Genomic DNA, 17,267 nt, shown 5'->3' with positions numbered 1-17,267 from the left:
CCGAGGAACTGATCCGGGCAGTGCGCCTGATCGCGGCCGGCGAGTCGGTGCTCGACCCGGCGATCACGGCGTCGGTGCTCGACACCTACCGCAGCACCGGCTCACCGTCGAAGTCCGATGCGGCGGCGCTCGGGCGGCTCACCGCCCGCGAACGGACCGTTCTGGAGCTGATCGGTCGCGGTCTCACCAACGACGAGATCGCCACCGAACTCGTGATCTCGGTGGTGACGGTGAAAAGCCATGTCGGCGCGATCTTCCGGGCCCTCGGTGTCCGGGACCGGGCCGCGGCCGTCGTGTTCGCCTTCGACCACGGGGTGGTCGCGCCGCGCGGATAGGTCGGCCGCCGACCCGCGTGATGCGGGTCGCTCCACGCGGGACGACCTGCGTCCACGGGTTAGGGTGGGCGGCATGGTTATGGCTGATCGCCCCGAGGTGCGCACGGCGTCGGGTCCGATCACCGCGCTGTCGGTGGCGGGCCTGGCCGGCAACCTGCTCACCGGTCTCGCGCAGGTTCCGCTGCGGCGGCCCTGGCAGGGCCCATCGGGACTGCTCGACAATGTGGGGCAGGCGGTCACCCGGCAGGTGGTGCGGTCGTTGATGGGCTACTCGATGGGCCTGCCGATCGAGGAGTTCCGGTCGATGGAGAAGGTGCTCGACGACATCTGCCAGGTCGTCATGCCCCCGTTTGTGAGCCTGGCCGACGACGTGGAGATCACCGACGACGTGGTCGGCGGGATTCCCGGGCTGTGGTGCCGGGCCAAAGCCAGCACCGACGCCTACGTCGAGGACGCCGGCCAGAAAGACCCGATCGGCGCGACCGTCCTGTACCTGCACGGCGGCGGCTATATCGGCACCTCGCCGATGATGTATTCGGCGTTCGCGTCGTCGCTGGTGCGGGTGACCGGCGCCGAGATCTTCATCGCCGACTACCGGATGGCGCCGGAGTTCCCGTTCCCGGCCGGTGTGCTCGATGCGGCCGCCGTGTACCAGGACCTCATCGAGCGCGGCGTCGACCCCGATCACCTCGTGGTCGCCGGCGATTCCGGTGGTGGTGGCCTCGCGGCGTCGTTGATGGTCTATCTGCATGAGCAGTCGCTGCCCGCCGCGGCCGCGCTGGTGATGTTCTCCCCCGAGGTGGATCTGGATTTCGACCATCCGTCCGTGCTCGACAACGCGTCGAAAGACATTCTGCCGTGGAGCATTCCGGTCGCCCCCTATCTGCACGGTGTGCAGCCCAACGACAAACGCGTCTCGATCACCCATGCGGACCCCGATCCGGACTGGTTTCCGCCGACATTCGTAAGCTGGGGCGCCGACGAGATGCTGCGGGACGGGATTCGCGAATTTGTTCAGCGGTTGCGGGACAACGGGATCGAGGTGTGGGCGATGGAGGAATACGGCATGTTCCACGTCTTCCCTATCCTGATGCCGTGGGCGGAGGCGTCCAAGCGGGTGTTCCGCTCGCTCGACCGGCTTTCCCAGCGGCACGTGCGCCCCGATCCGAAGGCCCGCCCGACTCACTGAACTCGGCGGATTGCGGACTCCAGCCACCGCGACCATTTACCCTGTCTCGCCGACTTATTCGTCACTACCGTGGAGGTCGGCCAAAGATGAGGAGGCACAAGGTGAGTGACCATGAGGTCAAGATGATCGTCCTGTCCACCGACAATCTCGACGAGTCGATCGCGTTCTACACCGATACGCTCGGTTTTCCGTTGAAGTTCCGCGACGGGGCACATTTCGCCGCCGTGGACGGGGGCTCGATCACCGTCGCGTTGGCGACCAAGGTCGATCACCCGATCCACGGTCAGGTGGTCGTGGGCGTCAAGACCACCGACGTCGACGCGTCGGCCAAGGCCGTCGAGGCCGCCGGCGGCGGGATCGTGCAGCCGCCGTACGACGACGCCCATGAACGTCGTGCCGTCGTCTACGACAACAAGGGCAACGGTCTGGTGCTGTACAGTCCGCTCCAGCGCTGAACAGTGGCCGTGGACACGGCGCGGAAGACGAGGTGGGGTGAAGATTCACCTACAGGTGGAGGGGTCGCCCGCGAAGGCGATCGACAGTGCCCGGGCGATCGCCGACAGCGGGGCCGATGGGCTGTTCACCTTCGAGGGGCCGCACGACGTGTTCATCCCGCTGGTGCTCGCCGCTCAGGCCACCGGCCTGGAGCTGATGACCAATGTGGCGATCGCCGGTCCGCGCAGTCCGATGCATCTGGCGCACACGGCGTATGACCTGCAGGTGCTCAGTCAGGGCAGGTTCCGTCTGGGTCTGGGCTCGCAGATCCGGCCGCATATCGAGAAGCGGTACGGCTCGCAGTGGGGCAAACCCGCTCAACGGATGGCCGAGTCGGTGGCGGCGGTCAAGGCCATCTTCGATACCTGGGAAGGCAAGGCACCGCTGGATTTTCGCGGTGAGTTCTTCACGCACACACTGCTGCCGCCCACCTTCGATCCCGGGCCCAATCCGTACGGTCCGCCGCCGGTGCTGATGGGCGCGCTCGGTCCGATCATGACCCGCACCGCCGGCGAGGTGGCCGACGGGCTGCTCGTGATGCCGTTCAACAGCACCCGGCACTTCGCCGAACGCACCATCCCCGCGCTGCGGGAGGGGCTGGCCCGCTCGGGTCGGTCCCTCGACGGCTACCGGATCATCGCTCAGGTGATGTGCGCGGTCGGCAGCACACCGGAGGCGGCGGCCACCGCATACGAACGTGTGGCCTCCCTCATCGCGTTCTACGGTTCGACGCCCGCCTACCGCGTGGTCCTCGACCTCGAAGGCTGGGGTGACCTGCAGCCCGAACTGAACGCCCTGTCGAAGCGGGGCCGGATCGCGGAGATGCGGGAGCTCATCACCGACGACATGGTGCGCACCCTCGCTGTGGTGGGCACCCCGCGCGAGTGTGCCGAGCAGATCCATGACCGGTATGGTGTCCACGCCTCGGAGGTGTGCTGCTACTTTCCCGGTTTCACCCCGGACCGGGAGGATCTGACCGGCCTCGTCTCCGCCGTCCGGTCCTGCACAGGCGGACCCGATAGTCCTTAGCCGGGTTGGCGACGAGCTGGAACAGAATCGCCGACCGCTACGTTGGGGCAGGTATGGCAACCATTGACCTCAAGACCGCGGACTTCGACTCGACCGTCGCCGACAATGACGTGGTGCTCGTCGATTTCTGGGCATCCTGGTGCGGACCGTGCCGCCAGTTCGGCCCCATCTTCGAACGGGTATCCGAGAAGTACCCGGACCTGGTGTTCGCGAAGGTCGACACCGAGGCCGAGCAGCAGCTCGCCGCCGCCGCGAACATCAAGTCGATCCCGACGCTGATGGTCTTCAAGCAGGGCTACATGGTGTTCAACCAGCCCGGTGCGCTGCCCCCGGAGGCGCTGGAGGATCTGGTGAAGCAGGTCGTCGACCTCGACATCGAGAAGGCGCTCGCCGAACAGAACTGATCCACCGCTGTTCGCGCTGCTCCCCACCGTGTGGCCGGAGCCACGCTTCGGTAGCGTGTACCCGGTGAAACTCAAGCATGGGATCGTTGTGTCCGTCGCGCTCGTGGGACTGCTCGCCGGTTGTGGCTCGTCGGACTCGGATTCGGACGACTCGGCCTCGTCGACCGCTGCCGCCGACGCCCCCGACACCAGCCAGTCCTGCCCGACCGAGGCGCCCGCGGCCGACACCAAACCCCAGTGGTCGCTGGACGGTGAAAGCGGGAAGCTGGAGATGACCGGGTCCACCGACAGCGCCGGACCCCTGATCAAGGTGACCAAACCGTTCAAGGTCGCCAAAACCACGGTGCAGACCCTGACCGCGGGCACCGGCCCCGAGGTGTCGGACACCGCGACGGTGACCGTCTGCTACACCGGTGTCAATGGCCGCGACGGCAACGTCTTCGACAGCGCCTATCAGCGCGGCGAACCGACATCCTTCGGTGTGTCCGGCGTGGTCGCGGGTTTCGGTAAGGCCCTCGTCGGACAGAAGGTCGGGTCCACCGTGGGTGTGGCGATCATTCCCGCCGACGGCTACCCCGACGGCCAGCCGGGCGCCGGGATCGAGAAAGACGACACCATCGTGTTCGCCATCAAGATCCTCGCCGCCCAGTAGCCACCCGGGAATCAGGCCGGCTTCTGCTGGATCCGGACCATGTTCCCCGACGGATCCCGGACCGCGCAGTCGCGCAGGCCGTACGGCTGGTCCATCGGTTCCTGAATGATCTCGACGTCACCGGCGACCAGCGTGTCGAAGGTGGCGTCGAGGTCGTCGGAGGCCAGGAGCACGCTCGCGTAGGTGCCCTTGGCCACCATCTCCTCGATCATCGCGCTCTCCTCCTCTGTCACACCGGGATTGACGCCGAGCGGGGTGAGCACGATTGCCGTGTCGGGCTGGCCGGGAGGACCGACGGTGAGCCAGCGTTTGCCGTCGTAGCCCACATCGAGTCGCAGCTCGAAGCCGAGCAGATCCCGGTAGAAGCCGAGCGCGGCCTCGGCGTCGGTGTGGGGCAGGAAACTGGAATGAATGGTGACTGTCATGGCTTCGACGCTACGTCGGCGCCTGAACTCGCGCTTCTTGATTCCTGATCGGTCTGGTGACGGCTTGCGCCACGCACGGAACCATCCCCTCCGTGGCATCGGCGTGGTCGCGGCGGTACCCGCTCGGCGACACTCCGACCAGCTCGGTGAACCGGGTGCTGAACGTCCCCAGAGACGAGCACCCGACGGCGAAGCACACATCGGTAACTGACATGTCGCCGCGGCGTAGCAACGTCATCGCCCGTTCGATGCGCCGTGTCATCAGGTACGAATACGGCGCCTCCCCATACGCTTTGCGGAACTCCCGGCTCAGATGACCCGCCGACATGTGCACTCCCGCGGCGAGCGCGGCGACGTCGAGCGGTTGCGCGTAGTCACGGTCGATGCGGTCCCGCACCCGGCGCAGTGCCGCCAGGTCGCGGGCCCGTTGCCGTGAGATGGCCACCGGTTCACGCTCCGACGTAGTCGGCAAGATGCGTGCCGGTGAGGGTCGAGCGGGCGGACACCAGATCGGCCGGGGTACCTTCGAACACCACCTGTCCGCCGTCGTGACCGGCATCCGGACCCAGGTCGATGATCCAGTCGGCATGGGCCATCACCGCCTGATGGTGCTCGATGACGATCACCGACTTGCCTGAATCGACAAGCCGGTCAAGCAATCCCAGCAACTGCTCGACATCGGCCAGGTGCAGGCCGGTGGTCGGCTCGTCGAGGACGTACACTTGTCCCTTCTCCGCCATCTGTGAGGCCAGTTTGAGGCGCTGACGTTCGCCGCCGGACAGGGTGGTCAGCGGCTGGCCGATGGTGATGTAGCCGAGCCCGACATCGACGAGTCGTTGCAGGATCTTGTGCGCGGCGGGGATCCGCGATTCTCCGGTGCCGAAGAACTCCTCGGCGCGGGCGACCGGCATCTCGAGAACCTCGCTGATGTTCTTGCCGCCCAGGGTGTACTCGAGGACCGCGGCACTGAACCGTTTGCCCTCGCATTCCTCACACGTGGTGGCCACACCCGCCATCATCGCCAGGTCGGTGTAGATGACGCCGGCGCCGTTGCAGGTGGGGCAGGCGCCTTCCGAATTGGCGCTGAACAGAGCGGGTTTGACGCCGTTGACCTTGGCGAAGGTCTTGCGGATGGGCTCGAGCAGGCCGGTGTAGGTGGCCGGGTTGCTGCGGCGGGACCCCTTGATCGCGGACTGGTCGACCACCACCACCCCGTCGCGGCCGGCCACCGACCCGGTGATCAGCGAACTCTTGCCCGATCCCGCCACCCCGGTCAGGACGGTCAGCACACCGAGCGGGATGTCGACGTCGACGTCTCGCAGATTGTGGGTGGTGGCCCCACGCACCTCGATAGCCCCTGTGGGAGTGCGTGTTTCGGACTTGAGTGCGGCCCGGTCATCAAGATGCTGACCGGTGAGGGTGCCGCCGGCGCGAAGTCCGTCGATATCGCCGGTGAACACGATCTGCCCGCCCTCGGAACCGGCGCGCGGCCCGAGGTCGACGATGTGGTCGGCGATCGCGATCGCCTCCGGTTTGTGTTCGACGACCAGCACCGTGTTGCCCTTGTCGCGCAGCGCGAGCAGCAGTGTGTTCATGCGGGCGATGTCGTGTGGGTGCAGCCCGATCGTCGGCTCGTCGAACACGTACGTGACGTCGGTAAGCGACGACCCGAGGTGCCGGATCAGCTTGGTCCGCTGCGCCTCTCCGCCCGACAGGGTCCCCGACGGACGTTCCAGCGACAGGTAACCCAGCCCGATGTCGACGAACGAGGTGAGCGAGGCCGACAGGGATTCCAGCAGCGGTGCGACAGACGGATCCTCCAGCGTCGCAATCCATTCGGCGAGATCGCTGATCTGCATGCGGCAGGCGTCGGCGATGCTGATGCCGTTGATCTTCGATGAGCGGGCGCCCTCGTTGAGGCGAGTGCCGTCGCAGTCCGGGCAGGTCTGGAACGTGATGGCGCGGTCGACGAAGGCCCGGATGTGTGGCTGCATCGCCTCCCGGTCCTTGGACAGCATCGACTTCTGGATACGCGGGATCAGCCCCTCGTAGGTGACGTTGATGCCGTCGACCTTGATGCGGGTGGCCTCCTTGTAGAGGAGCGCGTCGAGTTCCTTCTTGGTGAACTTCTTGATCGGCTTGTCGGCGCTGAAGAAGCCCGAGTTGCCGAAGATGCGGCCGTACCAGCCGTCGACGCTGTAGCCGGGAATGGTGAGCGCGCCCTCGCTGATGGACTTGTCCTCGTCGTAGAGCGCGGTCAGATCGAAATCGGAGACCTTGCCCATGCCTTCGCAGCGCGGGCACATGCCGCCGACGACGGCGAAGTCGCGGCGTTCCTTCACCTCGCGACCGCCCTTGGCATAGCTCACCGCTCCCGCACCCGAGATCGAGGCCACGTTGAACGAAAACGCCTGCGATGATCCGATGTGCGGGGTTCCCAAGCGACTGAACAGGATCCGCAGCATCGCGTTGACATCGGTCACGGTGCCGAGGGTGGACCTCGGGTTGGCCCCGAGCCGTTCCTGATCGACGATGATCGCGGTGGTCAGGCCTTCGAGAACGTCGACGTCGGGCCGGCCGACATTGGGCATGAACCCCTGCACGAACGCGCTGTAGGTTTCGTTGATCATGCGCTGCGACTCGGCGGCGATGGTGCCGAACACGAGCGAACTCTTGCCCGACCCCGACACCCCGGTGAACACCGTCAGCCGACGTTTGGGCAGTTCGACGTCGACGTTCTTGAGGTTGTTCTCACGCGCTCCGAGCACCCTGATGGTGTCGTGCGAGTCGGCGGGATGGATCGGCTGCGGTCCTGCGGGCTGACGTGCGGGCATGGGGTCGAGCGTAATACCCCGTGTCGTGAATGACCCGGATGTCGGGCCGGACTCCCTGTCCTCCGAACAGGTGAATCAGATAATTATCTGATTTCGATGGAACCTTGGGGCCGCTCGCCGCGTCAGACCACCGAGTACCACCGACAGGCGAAAGGAACACATTGTGCACGGTTCACTCGGACACGCCCTGCGCACAGCAACGCAGGACCTGCTCACCGTCGATCCCGACGAGATCGCAGCGATCGCCACCCGCTGGGAGAACGCCGGCGATACGGTCGGGGGCCTGACATTCGGCCCGATACGGCAGATATTCGGCACCTCCAGCAGGGTGATCACCGCATTACGCTCCACCGGCGAGTCGGCGGAGTCGGCGGCGGACAAGCTCGCAGCCCAACTGCGGTCGACGGCCTCCACCTGCCGGAAGGCCGCGGCCACCCTGACCGACACCGACGACGCGGCATCGGAGCACCTGGGCGGAGGTCACTGATGCGGCCCACACTGTCCGAACTGCGGGGCTGGGCCACCCAGTCGATCATCGACGCGGCCGACAAGATCAGTACCGACGCCACCACCGTCGGCGACAGCGTGTCCGGCGCGGTGGTGGTGCTGGACCGGGCGACGTGGCGCGGTGACTCCCGCGCCGGCGCCACCCAGGCCATCACCGGCCTCGCCGACAAAGGCAACCAGCTACGCAATACCCTGCTGCGGATCGCCGACGAGACCGCCGACGCCGGTGCCGACCTGCACGGTTGGCGTGAAAGGATCCTGACCTTCGTCACCGAGATCCAGGCCGACGGGTATGTCGTCTCCGACACCGGGACGGTCACCCACCCCGATGAGGCCAAGAAGTTCGGCGCCGCATGGCATACCCAAGAACTCCATCGCGGGCTCAACGCTCTCGACGAGACCGATGAGCGGTACGGCACCGTCCTGGAGACCCTGAACAAGACCGTCCACGAACTCGCCACCGGTGACGAGCTGGTGACCGTCCGTGGCGGCGGCCAGGTGTCGCCGACCGACGTTGTCACGATGCTCAAGGGAATGGAGACCGGCCGGCGCCGCGACTTCTTTCTCTCGCTGAGTGCCTCCGACCGGGAACGCGTCATCGCCGCCGACCCGAGAACGATCGCCGGCCTCGACGGCATCGACTACACCTCCCGTTTCACCGCGAGCGAGATCAACATCCGAACCGACATCGTGCAGCTTCACCGCCAGGGAAACCACAAGCGGGCCAACGTGCTTTCCGACATGCTCACTCAAGCCGACAACCCCTCGGCCGAGGCCTCGCCACCCACCACGATGGGCAACGACCCCGACGGCGAACGCAAGTTCCTCTACACCGAGGACAAGGGCAACGGGCATCTCATCGAGATGGTCGGCGACCTCACCCCCGACACCCGTAATGTCACCGTGTACGTGCCGGGCACCGGCACCAAGCTCGAGAGTATGGACAGCAACGTCAAGGCCGCACGCAACCTCGCGAAGGCCACCGGTGGCCCGGTGTTCGTCTATCTCGACGGCGACCTGCCACAGAAACTGGGTTACGAAGGCCTCGGGAAGGCCGGAATGAACACGCTCACCTCGGGGCTCAAGTGGGGTCCCGGTGGTGCGGCGCTCGCGGCCAAGAACGGCCTCGACGAATCCCTGAAGGATTCGGCGGCCGACCCGAGGTTCGCCAAGGAGATGGCGCCGGGTCTGGTGACGTTCGGGAAGTCGCTCGACGCGGAGATCGACGCAGTCGCCCCGGGCGCCAAGACCACCTACATCGGCCATTCCTACGGCGGTTCGGTGGTCGGCACCGCAGAACAACTCGGCCTGCGCGCCGACCGGGTGATCTATGCCTCCTCGGCCGGGACCGGTGTGTACGACACCGGCTGGAAGAACCCCAACCACGACGTGGAGCGGTACTCGATGACCGCGCCGGGCGACCCTATCCACTATTCGCAGGAACTACCGATGAATCCGCACGGTGCAGACCCGGACTCCACCAAGGGCGTCACGCGTCTGGACACCGGCTACTACGGACCCGACGAGAACGGGCAACAGAGGCGCGTGGAAGGCGCCAGGGGGCACGGCGAATACTGGAACGACCCTCAATCGGACGCATTCAAGAACATGGTCAAGGTGATCCGCGGTGAGCAGCCCACCGAGTATGTAGAGCGCGATTCGGACTATCAGGCCGCTGCGAAGGCCGAGGACATCCTGGTACCGGCAACAGGGATCTTGTCACCGATGCTCAGCGCACTCGCTGATGGCCTGGACAGGGACATCAACTTGCCGGGTCCGCTGCCGGATATCGAACTCAAACTGCCCTGACCGGGCTGCCTGACGTGGGTCAGCCGAGTTCGAGGGCGATCTCGATCATGGTGGTGAACGCCGTCTCCCGTTCGGCCGGGGTGGTCCGCCGGCCGCTGGGGATGTGGTCGCTGACGGTGAAGATGCCCAGGGCGTCGACGCCGGCGGCGGCCGCGTTGGCGAACAGGCCCGCCGACTCCATCTCCACCGCGAGCACACCCATCCGCGCCCATTTGCCGAGCGTCTGGTCGTCGGCGTTGTAGAAGATGTCCGAGGACAGGATGTTGCCGACATGAGCGGTGGCGCCGCGCTCGTCGGCCAGGTGCTTGGCGTGCTCCAGCAGCCGGTACGACGACAGTGGCGCCCAGGTTCCGGGAATCCCGAACTGGCTCAGGTAGTTCGAGTCGGTCGAGGCGCCCTGGGCGATCACCACGTCGTACAGGTCGACGTGCTCTTGCATCGACCCGCAGCTGCCGACCCGGATCAGGTTGCGGACGCCGAAGGTGTGGATGAGTTCGTGGCTGTACAGCGAGATCGACGGGATGCCCATGCCGGTGCCCATCACCGAGATCTCGCGGCCCCGGTACGTTCCGGTGTAGCCGAGCATGTTGCGGACCCGGTTGAAGCAGCGCGGGTTGTCGAGGTAGGTCTCGGCGATGAACTTGGCGCGCAACGGATCACCCGGCAGCAGAATCGTCTCGGCGATCGTCTCGCCCTGCGGGTCGATGTGTGGGGTGGACAGGTCGGTCATTGCGCTCCTCGTTGTTGCTGCGGCCACGACATGGGATTGTCCTGGTTCACCCGGCCAGGCCGAGATGCTGGGTCATCTCGGCGGTGATCGTGGCCAGACGCGCCTGTGCCTGCTCGCGGGGGACGATGTCGCCGGTACACGGGAGGATCACCTCGAGATAGCACTTGAGTTTGGGTTCGGTCCCCGAGGGGCGGACGATCACGCGGTCGCCGGCGTCGGTGCTGATCAGCAGTCCCTCGGTCGGCGGCAAGTCGGGGTTCGGGGCGGACAGATCACGCCATTCGGTCACCGCGGCGCCGGCCAGCGACTCCGGGCGGGTCGTGCGCAGCCGGTCCATCGCCGCGGCGATGAGAGTGGTGTCCTCGACCCGGAAGCTCAGTGGCGCGGTGGCGTGCAGGCCGTGCCTGCGGGCCAGGTCGTCGAGCAGGTCCTCGATCGTCTTGCCCTGCTCCCGTAATGACTCGATGAGGGTGATCACCCGCATCATCGTGCCGATGCCGTCCTTGTCCCGGACGGCCCCCGGGTCGGTGCAGTAGCCGATGGCCTCCTCGTACCCGAACCGCAGGCCGGGGGTGCGGGCGATCCACTTGAATCCGGTCAGGGAGGCCCGGAACCGCAGACCATGGTGCTCGGCGATGCCGGCGAGCAGCCGGCTGGAGACGATCGAACACGCGAGAGTGTCACCGGCCCGGGAATCATCGCCCGCGGCCTGCTCGCCGAGGACGGCACCGAGTTCGTCGCCGGAGAGCTGACGCCACCGGCCGCCGCGCACCGGGATGGCCACCGCGCACCGATCCGCGTCGGGGTCAAGGGCGATCACCACATCGGCCTCCGTTGACTCCGCGAGCCGTAGCGAAAGGTCCAGCGCTCCGGGTTCTTCCGGGTTCGGGAACGGTACGGTCGGGAACTCGGGATCGGGGTCGATCTGTTCGGCCACCACCCGCACGTCATCGACCCGGGCACGCCCGAGTACCTGCCGCGCCGTATCGCCGCCCACGCCGTGCATCGCGGTGAGCACGACCCGCACCGACGACGAGTCGGCGCGCGTGCGATAAGAGGCGATGTGCTCGATGTAGTCATCACCGGCCCCGGACAGGGCGTCCGCGGGATCCGGCACCGCCAGCGGCACCTGATCGGCGGGCACGCAGGCATCGATGTGTGCGGCGATCGCGGTGTCGGCGGGGGCCACGATCTGCACACCGCGGGCATCGTCACCGGTAACCGCGCGTCCGCCGAGATACACCTTGTACCCGTTGTCGGCGGGCGGATTGTGCGAGGCGGTGATCATGATGCCCGCATCGGCATCGCAGGCCCGCACCGCGAACGCGGTCACCGGTGTGGGCAGCCCGCGCGGCAAGGCGAGCACCCGGACCCCGGCCGCGGCGAGCACCCCGCACGCGGCGTCGGCGAATTCCGCGGAGCCGTGCCGCGCATCGCAGCCCACCACCACCCGCGCGCCGGGGCCGACGAGTTCGCGCAGGTAGGCGGCCAGACCGGCGGTGGCGCGGGTGACCACCGCGACATTCATCCGGGACTCACCGGCGCCGACGGCACCCCGTAAACCCGCGGTGCCGAACCGCAACGGGCCGGACATCCGCGAACGCAGTTCGGCGAGTGCCAAAGGTTCAGTGTCGGCGCGAGCGCACAATGCGGTGAGTTCGTCACGTGTCCGCGGGTCCGGATCGTGCCGTATCCAGGTGCGCGCCGCCGGCACCACCTCGCTGTCCGCCATCTGGACCACACTGTCGACTCGGCTCACGCCCGTGAACCTACCCGTCCCGGGCATCGCGGGCACGCCAACGGCCGGTAGTCTGAGCACAGCCTAACCAATATTGATGGCGGCCACACAGGGACAACCCCGCGCGTACAACGCCGGCGGCGCGATGAGAGAAGAAGACGATGACCGAGAGCAACTCCGCCACAGACACCCCGGTACTGACCCGCGACCAGATCGTCGGTGACATCGCCGAGGTCCTCGAGATCGCGCCGGGCGAGCTCGAGGACGACACGAATGTCCTTGACATGGGCCTGGATTCGGTGCGCTTGATGTCACTGATCGAACGCTGGCGCGCCCAGGGCGCCCACCGTGCCGATGTGGTGATCCTCGCCGGCGACCCGACCATCGGTGCGTGGGTCCGCGAGCTCAACACCCCCTCGTAGTCCATACCCCCGGGCCGTTAGAGTGGTCTGGACCACACGGTGAGGAGCGCGATGAAGTTCGGTTTGCAGATCGGCTACTGGGGAGCACAACCGCCGGTGGGCCAGCGTGAGCTGGTCACCGCCGCCGAGGAATGCGGCTTCGATGCCGTGTTCACCGCCGAGGCGTGGGGTTCGGACGCCTATACCCCGCTCGCCTGGCTCGGCTCGGGTACCGAACGCATCCGGCTGGGCACCTCGGTGCTGCAGCTGTCGGCGCGCACCCCGACCGCCTGCGCGATGGCCGCGCTGACCCTCGACCATCTCAGCGGTGGTCGGCACATCGTCGGGCTCGGGGTGTCCGGACCGCAGGTCGTCGAGGGCTGGTACGGGCAGCCGTTCGCCAAGCCACTGGCGCGTACCCGCGAATACATCGACATCATGCGTCAGGTGTGGGCGCGCGAGGCACCGGTGGCCTCCCCCGGCCCTCACTATCCGCTGCCCTACACCGGTCCCGGATCCACCGGGCTCGGCAAGAATCTCAAGCCCATCGTGCACCCGCTGCGCCCGGACATCCCGATCTTCCTCGGCGCCGAGGGGCCGAAGAACATCGCCCTGACCGCGGAGATCGCCGACGGCTGGCTGCCGCTGTTCTTCACCCCGCGCATGGCCGACATGTACAACGAGTGGCTCGATGAGGGCTTCGCCCGGCCGGGCGCGCGCCGCAGCCGCGACGACTTCGAGGTGTGCGCCACCGCCCAGATCTACCTGACCGACGACCCCGCATCGGTGCTGGCCGGTCTCAAACCGGTGACCGCGCTGTACATGGGCGGAATGGGCTCGGAGGACACAAACTTCCATGCCGAGGTGTACCGCCGGATGGGTTACGGAGACCTGGTCGACGAGGTGACCGCCCTGTTCCGCAGCGGTCGCAAAGACGAAGCCGCAGCGGCGATTCCGGACGAGGTGATCTCCGAATCGACGCTGATCGGGGATGCCGACAGCGTGCGCGAGCAGATCAAGGTCTGGGAGGCCGCCGGGGTCACCACACTGCTGGTCGCCGCGGGTTCGGTGCAGCAGATCAAGGATATCGCCGCACTCGCCTGACGCGACCGCTGGCGTTTTGAGTGTACGTGTGTACACTCATCGCATGATCGACTGTTCATCCGATGCGGGCGACGCGCAGCGCCGCGAGGAGTCGCGGGCCCTTGCCCACCTCGGGCTCACCGAGTTGGGCAAGGCCACCCGCGGTGTGTCCAAGGTGCACCGTGCCATCGCGACGGGCGTGTTCGGGACGTTGGGCCGCACGCCGTTGCGGACCTGGACCGAACCCACCCGCGCGGTGCACGACGCGATCAGCGAGGGCGTCTACACCGCGACGGCGCAGTCGCTGGACACCGCCGGTGGCGTCGCCGGGTCGGTCGTGGGTGGCTGGGGCCGGCCACCCTCGCATACCGTGCCGGGTGCGCTGGGACTGGCCGTGCTCAACGGTCTGATCGGCGACGAACTCACCGCCGCCGGTTCACCACTCGCCGCATCGATGGGGGTCTGGCACGAGGGCCGGCCGGTCGAACCGACCGCCGAAGCGCTCCGGACCACGTTCGGTGAGCCCGCCACGGCATCCGGGCATCTCGTGGTGTTCATCCACGGGCTGATGGAAACCGAATTGGCCTGGAACGCAGGGGAAGACCCTGGTTACGGTCCCCGGTTGGGCGAGGACATCGGGGCCTGCCCCGTCTACATCCGATACAACTCGGGCCGACACATCAGCGACAACGGACAGGACCTCGACAGACTTCTCACCTCATTGGTCGCCCTCTGGCCTGTCCCCGTCCGGACACTGACGCTGGTGGGTCATTCGATGGGCGGGCTCGTGCTGCGCAGCGCCTGCCACAGTGCCTCCGACGGGCACTCGCAGTGGCTGCGTGTCCTGCGGCACACCGTGTGCCTGGGCACACCACACCTGGGTGCGCCACTGGCCCGGGGCGTCCACGCTGCGGCGGCGGCGCTACATGCCGCGCCGGTGACCCGCCCCTTTGCCAACCTCCTGCGCCGGCGCAGCTCGGGGGTGCGGGACCTGCATCACGGCACCGTTCTCGCCCGTGACTGGGAACGAAACACGGCTCCGGACAAGTGGTTTCAGCCGCTGTCCACCGATGTGTGGTTGCCGGCGCACGCCCAGCACCTGTACGTGGTCGCCACGGTCACCCGCAGCAGACGGCACATCGTCGGCATGATCGTCGGCGACGGACTGGTCCTCACCGGCAGCGGACGTGGCCGTAACAGAAGGCGCCACATCGGCTACCTCGCCGACGACGGCCTCCACATCGGACGATCGCACCACTTCACGCTGCTCAACGACGATACGATCTACGCCTGGATGCTCGACCGGGTCCGGCCACGGCACCAGATCACCGCCTGACGACCGGCTGCCCGACCTCTGGATCAGTGCCTACGCCCGCGCCGCGTACGGTCGGCGGGGTCGCCGCGGTAGTCCGGTGTGCTCGTCAAATGCCAGCTGCCACACTCACATTGGTAGCTGCGGAGCCACGGCACCCCGTACCGGGTACTGCGGGAACGCTCGATCGCCTCGGTCGCCTCCATGGGCGTGCGGTAGCAGTCCTTATACGGTGTGGGGCACACCCGAACCGCTCGCGGCCTGCTTCGACGCACCGGCCGTTCGCGCCGCCACGCCGTGCGCTGCTCGACGGTGCGATAGAACTCCTCGAGTTCGTCGTCCGAGAACGCCACGGCGGACCTTTCGCTGGATGTCCCGCCGATCCTACGCGCCCGCCGGCGGGTTCAGCTCGCCATCCACAGGCGCCTGCGCACGACCTTACGCATCCGGTCGAGTTCGGTGTCGGTCAGCGTCTGCGGTGGGGCCAGCTCGATCAGACGGTCGACCTCGCCGAAGAAGTCACGGTCCGACAGACCGAACTGCTCGCGGATCTCCACCGACGATCCACCGCCGAGCGGGTACCAGTCGGTCTCGAAGTCGAGCATCTTCTGATGCGTTACGTTATCCATGCGTTCACGTCCTTGTGAGCGGGAGGGTGGCGGCAACGATCGCCCCCCTGGCGATCAGCCTATGCGCACACAGTACACAAGAATCCCGCCCGCACAAGTGATTTCACCAAGAGGGGCACTACCTCGAATTTTGTTCGGTAACCCTCAGGATCGGTAGCGGGGCACCGCCGCGAACACCTCCACGGTGCGCGGCACCCCCTTGGCCTTGAATCTGCGGCGCCGCAACGCAAATCGCGTCGCCGGATCCACATCCTCACCCACCGCCGCCGTCAGCGTGTCCTTGGTGACCAGCAGTTCACCGGCGCCGGCGGCGTCGGCCACCCGGGCGGCGATATTGACGTCCACCCCGAGGTAGTCGTCGTCGACGGGCCGCGGCTCCCCGGTGTGCAGCCCTGCCCGCAGCTGCGGGCGGTACCCCTGGACCTGCAGCGCGCTCACCGCGCCCACCACCTCGTGCCCCGCCTCGATCGCGGCGGCGGCGTCGGTGAACACGGCCATCGTGCCGTCACCGAGGCTCTTGACGATGCGCCCGCCATGCTCGCGGACCACCGTCTCGGTGGCGGAGTTGACCTCCCCGAGCAGGGCCAGGACCAGGTCGTCGCCCGCGCGCAGTGCCCATGTCGAGAAGCCGACGAGATCGGTGAACAGGATCGTCGCCCGTGTCGGTTCAGTGCTGCGCGGTGAACGCCTGGACACCAGGCCCTGCCACGCCGACACTGCCGCCAGACCGAGTTCCCGCGCGGCGCTGGGCTGATCGGGACGGGACCGGCCGATCAGCCTGCCCACCCGGCCGGAGAAGCGGTCCTCGTCGGTGTCGACACCCGGCGGCAGCAGACTGCGGGCGGCGCGGGCGGCGCGCACCGCCCTCGCGGACGAATCAGTCCGGGCGAGAAGCTGTGCGGCCTTGCGCCCGGCACTCGCCGCTCCCCCGGCCCCGCGTCCGGTTCCGCTGCCACCCGGCGCACCGGAGCCGGTGGTGTCACCAAGCTGTTCGCCGCCGGCCTCATCAGGCAGCGGAAGGTCGTCAGGCCCGCTCACGCGAGACAGTGTAGTGCTCGCGCGCCGGTGCTCGCCGCCGCCTACCGCAGACGTTCGGCGTCGCGGGCGAGGACCAGCAGTGCGCCCGCCATGTCCTGGAGTGTGGCCCGGCCTACGTCCTCGGTGATCGCCGTCGCGAGGTCCTCGGCCGCACAGCGTAGCTCGAACATACGATCACCGAAGGATTCGGCCTCGGCCGCGCTCAGGATCACCGAATCGGCGGGTATCGATGTGCCCTCGGCGACCGCGCGCTGCTCGTACGCCCGTTGCCGACACGATCTCTTGCAATATTTGCGTCGACGCCCGAGTTCCGAATCGACCATCGACCGGCCGCACCATGCGCACGAGTACGGCCGGCGACGCTGGGTTTCCTGCACGCCCATGACCGTACTCACCCGTCTTCGGGGTCTCCACCACGACACACACCCGCACAACACACCGCACGGGCTACTGACAAAGGCATTCTTCACTATAATCATGGAGTGGACCTGCCTTACCGCATGTCACGGCCTGAAACCCTCCCAAAGGAGCAACATGAGTCAGACAGATATCGCTCCGGACTCCGCCCCGGCAGCGGAGGCCACCGTCAACAGCAAGGTCCGGGTCACCCTCGAGGACGGTCAGGTCGTCTCAGGTGTGATCGTCGAGGACTTCGGT

At 67.3% G+C, this 17,267-nt stretch carries 20 protein-coding genes; 11 read left to right on the top strand and 9 right to left on the bottom strand.

Going from position 1 to position 17,267, the window contains the following annotated elements:
- From GOAMR_RS10320 to GOAMR_RS10295, 6 genes are all read left to right on the top strand, one after another.
- The coding region (locus tag GOAMR_RS10320; RefSeq protein WP_005186746.1) for a response regulator transcription factor at positions 1 to 335 on the top strand (335 nt) is incomplete at its 5' end.
- Between the two features lie 73 nt (positions 336 to 408).
- Positions 409 to 1,524 carry an alpha/beta hydrolase gene (locus tag GOAMR_RS10315; RefSeq protein ID WP_005186745.1) on the top strand — a complete coding sequence of 372 codons (1,116 nt, stop codon included), beginning with the start codon at positions 409 to 411 and terminating at the stop codon, positions 1,522 to 1,524.
- 101 nt (positions 1,525 to 1,625) lie between these two features.
- Positions 1,626 to 1,979 carry a VOC family protein gene (locus GOAMR_RS10310; RefSeq protein WP_005186744.1) on the top strand — a complete coding sequence of 118 codons (354 nt, stop codon included), beginning with the start codon at positions 1,626 to 1,628 and terminating at the stop codon, positions 1,977 to 1,979.
- Positions 1,980 to 2,016: 37 nt separating this feature from the next.
- A complete protein-coding gene (locus GOAMR_RS10305) occupies positions 2,017 to 3,048 on the top strand; it encodes a TIGR03617 family F420-dependent LLM class oxidoreductase (RefSeq protein ID WP_005186742.1) in 1,032 nt (343 codons plus the stop codon).
- Between the two features lie 53 nt (positions 3,049 to 3,101).
- Entirely contained in the window at positions 3,102 to 3,452 is a 351-nt protein-coding gene (gene trxA, locus GOAMR_RS10300; protein WP_040514936.1) for a thioredoxin, read from the top strand.
- Between the two features lie 64 nt (positions 3,453 to 3,516).
- The gene (locus tag GOAMR_RS10295; protein ID WP_040514939.1) at positions 3,517 to 4,104 is read left to right on the top strand and encodes an FKBP-type peptidyl-prolyl cis-trans isomerase; all 588 of its coding nucleotides are present in this window, start codon (positions 3,517 to 3,519) and stop codon (positions 4,102 to 4,104) included.
- Positions 4,105 to 4,115: 11 nt separating this feature from the next.
- Here GOAMR_RS10295 and GOAMR_RS10290 read toward each other — a convergent pair whose 3' ends face one another.
- The 3 genes from GOAMR_RS10290 to GOAMR_RS10280 are packed head-to-tail and all read right to left on the bottom strand — an operon-like array spanning position 4,116 to position 7,363.
- Positions 4,116 to 4,529, bottom strand: a complete 414-nt coding sequence (locus GOAMR_RS10290; RefSeq protein ID WP_005186733.1) for a VOC family protein — start codon at positions 4,527 to 4,529, stop codon at positions 4,116 to 4,118.
- A gap of 10 nt (positions 4,530 to 4,539) precedes the next feature.
- A complete protein-coding gene (locus GOAMR_RS10285) occupies positions 4,540 to 4,974 on the bottom strand; it encodes a helix-turn-helix transcriptional regulator (protein WP_005186732.1) in 435 nt (144 codons plus the stop codon).
- 4 nt (positions 4,975 to 4,978) lie between these two features.
- Positions 4,979 to 7,363, bottom strand: coding sequence for an ATP-binding cassette domain-containing protein (locus GOAMR_RS10280; RefSeq protein WP_005186731.1), 2,385 nt, complete (start codon positions 7,361 to 7,363; stop codon positions 4,979 to 4,981).
- A gap of 163 nt (positions 7,364 to 7,526) precedes the next feature.
- Between GOAMR_RS10280 and GOAMR_RS10275 the strand changes: the two genes are divergently transcribed.
- Together GOAMR_RS10275 and GOAMR_RS10270 are read left to right on the top strand one after the other, a co-directional pair.
- Positions 7,527 to 7,850 (top strand): hypothetical protein, encoded by a 324-nt coding sequence (locus GOAMR_RS10275; protein WP_005186723.1) that lies wholly within the window; start codon positions 7,527 to 7,529, stop codon positions 7,848 to 7,850.
- On the top strand, positions 7,850 to 9,679 hold the full coding sequence (locus GOAMR_RS10270; RefSeq protein WP_005186719.1) for an alpha/beta hydrolase: 1,830 nt from the start codon (positions 7,850 to 7,852) through the stop codon (positions 9,677 to 9,679). The genes GOAMR_RS10275 and GOAMR_RS10270 overlap by 1 nt, the downstream gene beginning before the upstream one ends.
- A 19-nt stretch (positions 9,680 to 9,698) precedes the next feature.
- On the opposite strand, the gene deoD is transcribed toward GOAMR_RS10270, so the two are convergent.
- Both deoD and GOAMR_RS10260 read right to left on the bottom strand, forming a co-directional pair.
- Positions 9,699 to 10,409 (bottom strand): purine-nucleoside phosphorylase, encoded by a 711-nt coding sequence (gene deoD / locus GOAMR_RS10265; protein WP_005186717.1) that lies wholly within the window; start codon positions 10,407 to 10,409, stop codon positions 9,699 to 9,701.
- A gap of 46 nt (positions 10,410 to 10,455) precedes the next feature.
- Positions 10,456 to 12,141 carry a phospho-sugar mutase gene (locus GOAMR_RS10260; protein WP_040514937.1) on the bottom strand — a complete coding sequence of 562 codons (1,686 nt, stop codon included), beginning with the start codon at positions 12,139 to 12,141 and terminating at the stop codon, positions 10,456 to 10,458.
- A gap of 167 nt (positions 12,142 to 12,308) precedes the next feature.
- On the opposite strand from GOAMR_RS10260, the gene GOAMR_RS10255 reads away from it, so the two are divergent.
- From GOAMR_RS10255 to GOAMR_RS10245, 3 genes are read left to right on the top strand one after another with little or no spacing between them, the layout of a single operon-like run.
- Positions 12,309 to 12,569: a phosphopantetheine-binding protein gene (locus GOAMR_RS10255; protein WP_005186713.1), complete on the top strand. Its 261-nt coding sequence runs from the start codon at positions 12,309 to 12,311 to the stop codon at positions 12,567 to 12,569.
- 51 nt (positions 12,570 to 12,620) lie between these two features.
- Positions 12,621 to 13,652, top strand: coding sequence for an LLM class F420-dependent oxidoreductase (locus tag GOAMR_RS10250; RefSeq protein WP_005186711.1), 1,032 nt, complete (start codon positions 12,621 to 12,623; stop codon positions 13,650 to 13,652).
- A 43-nt stretch (positions 13,653 to 13,695) separates the two neighbouring features.
- Complete coding sequence (locus tag GOAMR_RS10245; RefSeq protein WP_005186708.1) at positions 13,696 to 14,967, top strand: esterase/lipase family protein; 1,272 nt, start codon at positions 13,696 to 13,698, stop codon at positions 14,965 to 14,967.
- Between the two features lie 23 nt (positions 14,968 to 14,990).
- Here the strand turns inward: GOAMR_RS10245 and GOAMR_RS24135 are convergent, their stop codons facing one another.
- From GOAMR_RS24135 to GOAMR_RS10225, 4 genes are all read right to left on the bottom strand, one after another.
- Positions 14,991 to 15,296, bottom strand: a complete 306-nt coding sequence (locus GOAMR_RS24135; RefSeq protein WP_005186702.1) for a hypothetical protein — start codon at positions 15,294 to 15,296, stop codon at positions 14,991 to 14,993.
- A gap of 51 nt (positions 15,297 to 15,347) precedes the next feature.
- Entirely contained in the window at positions 15,348 to 15,572 is a 225-nt protein-coding gene (locus tag GOAMR_RS10235; RefSeq protein WP_005186693.1) for a DUF3263 domain-containing protein, read from the bottom strand.
- Between the two features lie 144 nt (positions 15,573 to 15,716).
- Complete coding sequence (locus tag GOAMR_RS10230; protein ID WP_005186690.1) at positions 15,717 to 16,610, bottom strand: adenylate/guanylate cyclase domain-containing protein; 894 nt, start codon at positions 16,608 to 16,610, stop codon at positions 15,717 to 15,719.
- 41 nt (positions 16,611 to 16,651) lie between these two features.
- Positions 16,652 to 16,993, bottom strand: a complete 342-nt coding sequence (locus GOAMR_RS10225) for a hypothetical protein (RefSeq protein ID WP_040514934.1) — start codon at positions 16,991 to 16,993, stop codon at positions 16,652 to 16,654.
- Positions 16,994 to 17,267: the final 274 nt, after the last annotated feature.

Origin of the sequence: Gordonia amarae NBRC 15530 (assembly GCF_000241345.1) — a bacterium.
GTDB classification, from domain to species: domain Bacteria; phylum Actinomycetota; class Actinomycetes; order Mycobacteriales; family Mycobacteriaceae; genus Gordonia; species Gordonia amarae.
This window is presented reverse-complemented; position numbering and strand designations above follow the sequence as displayed.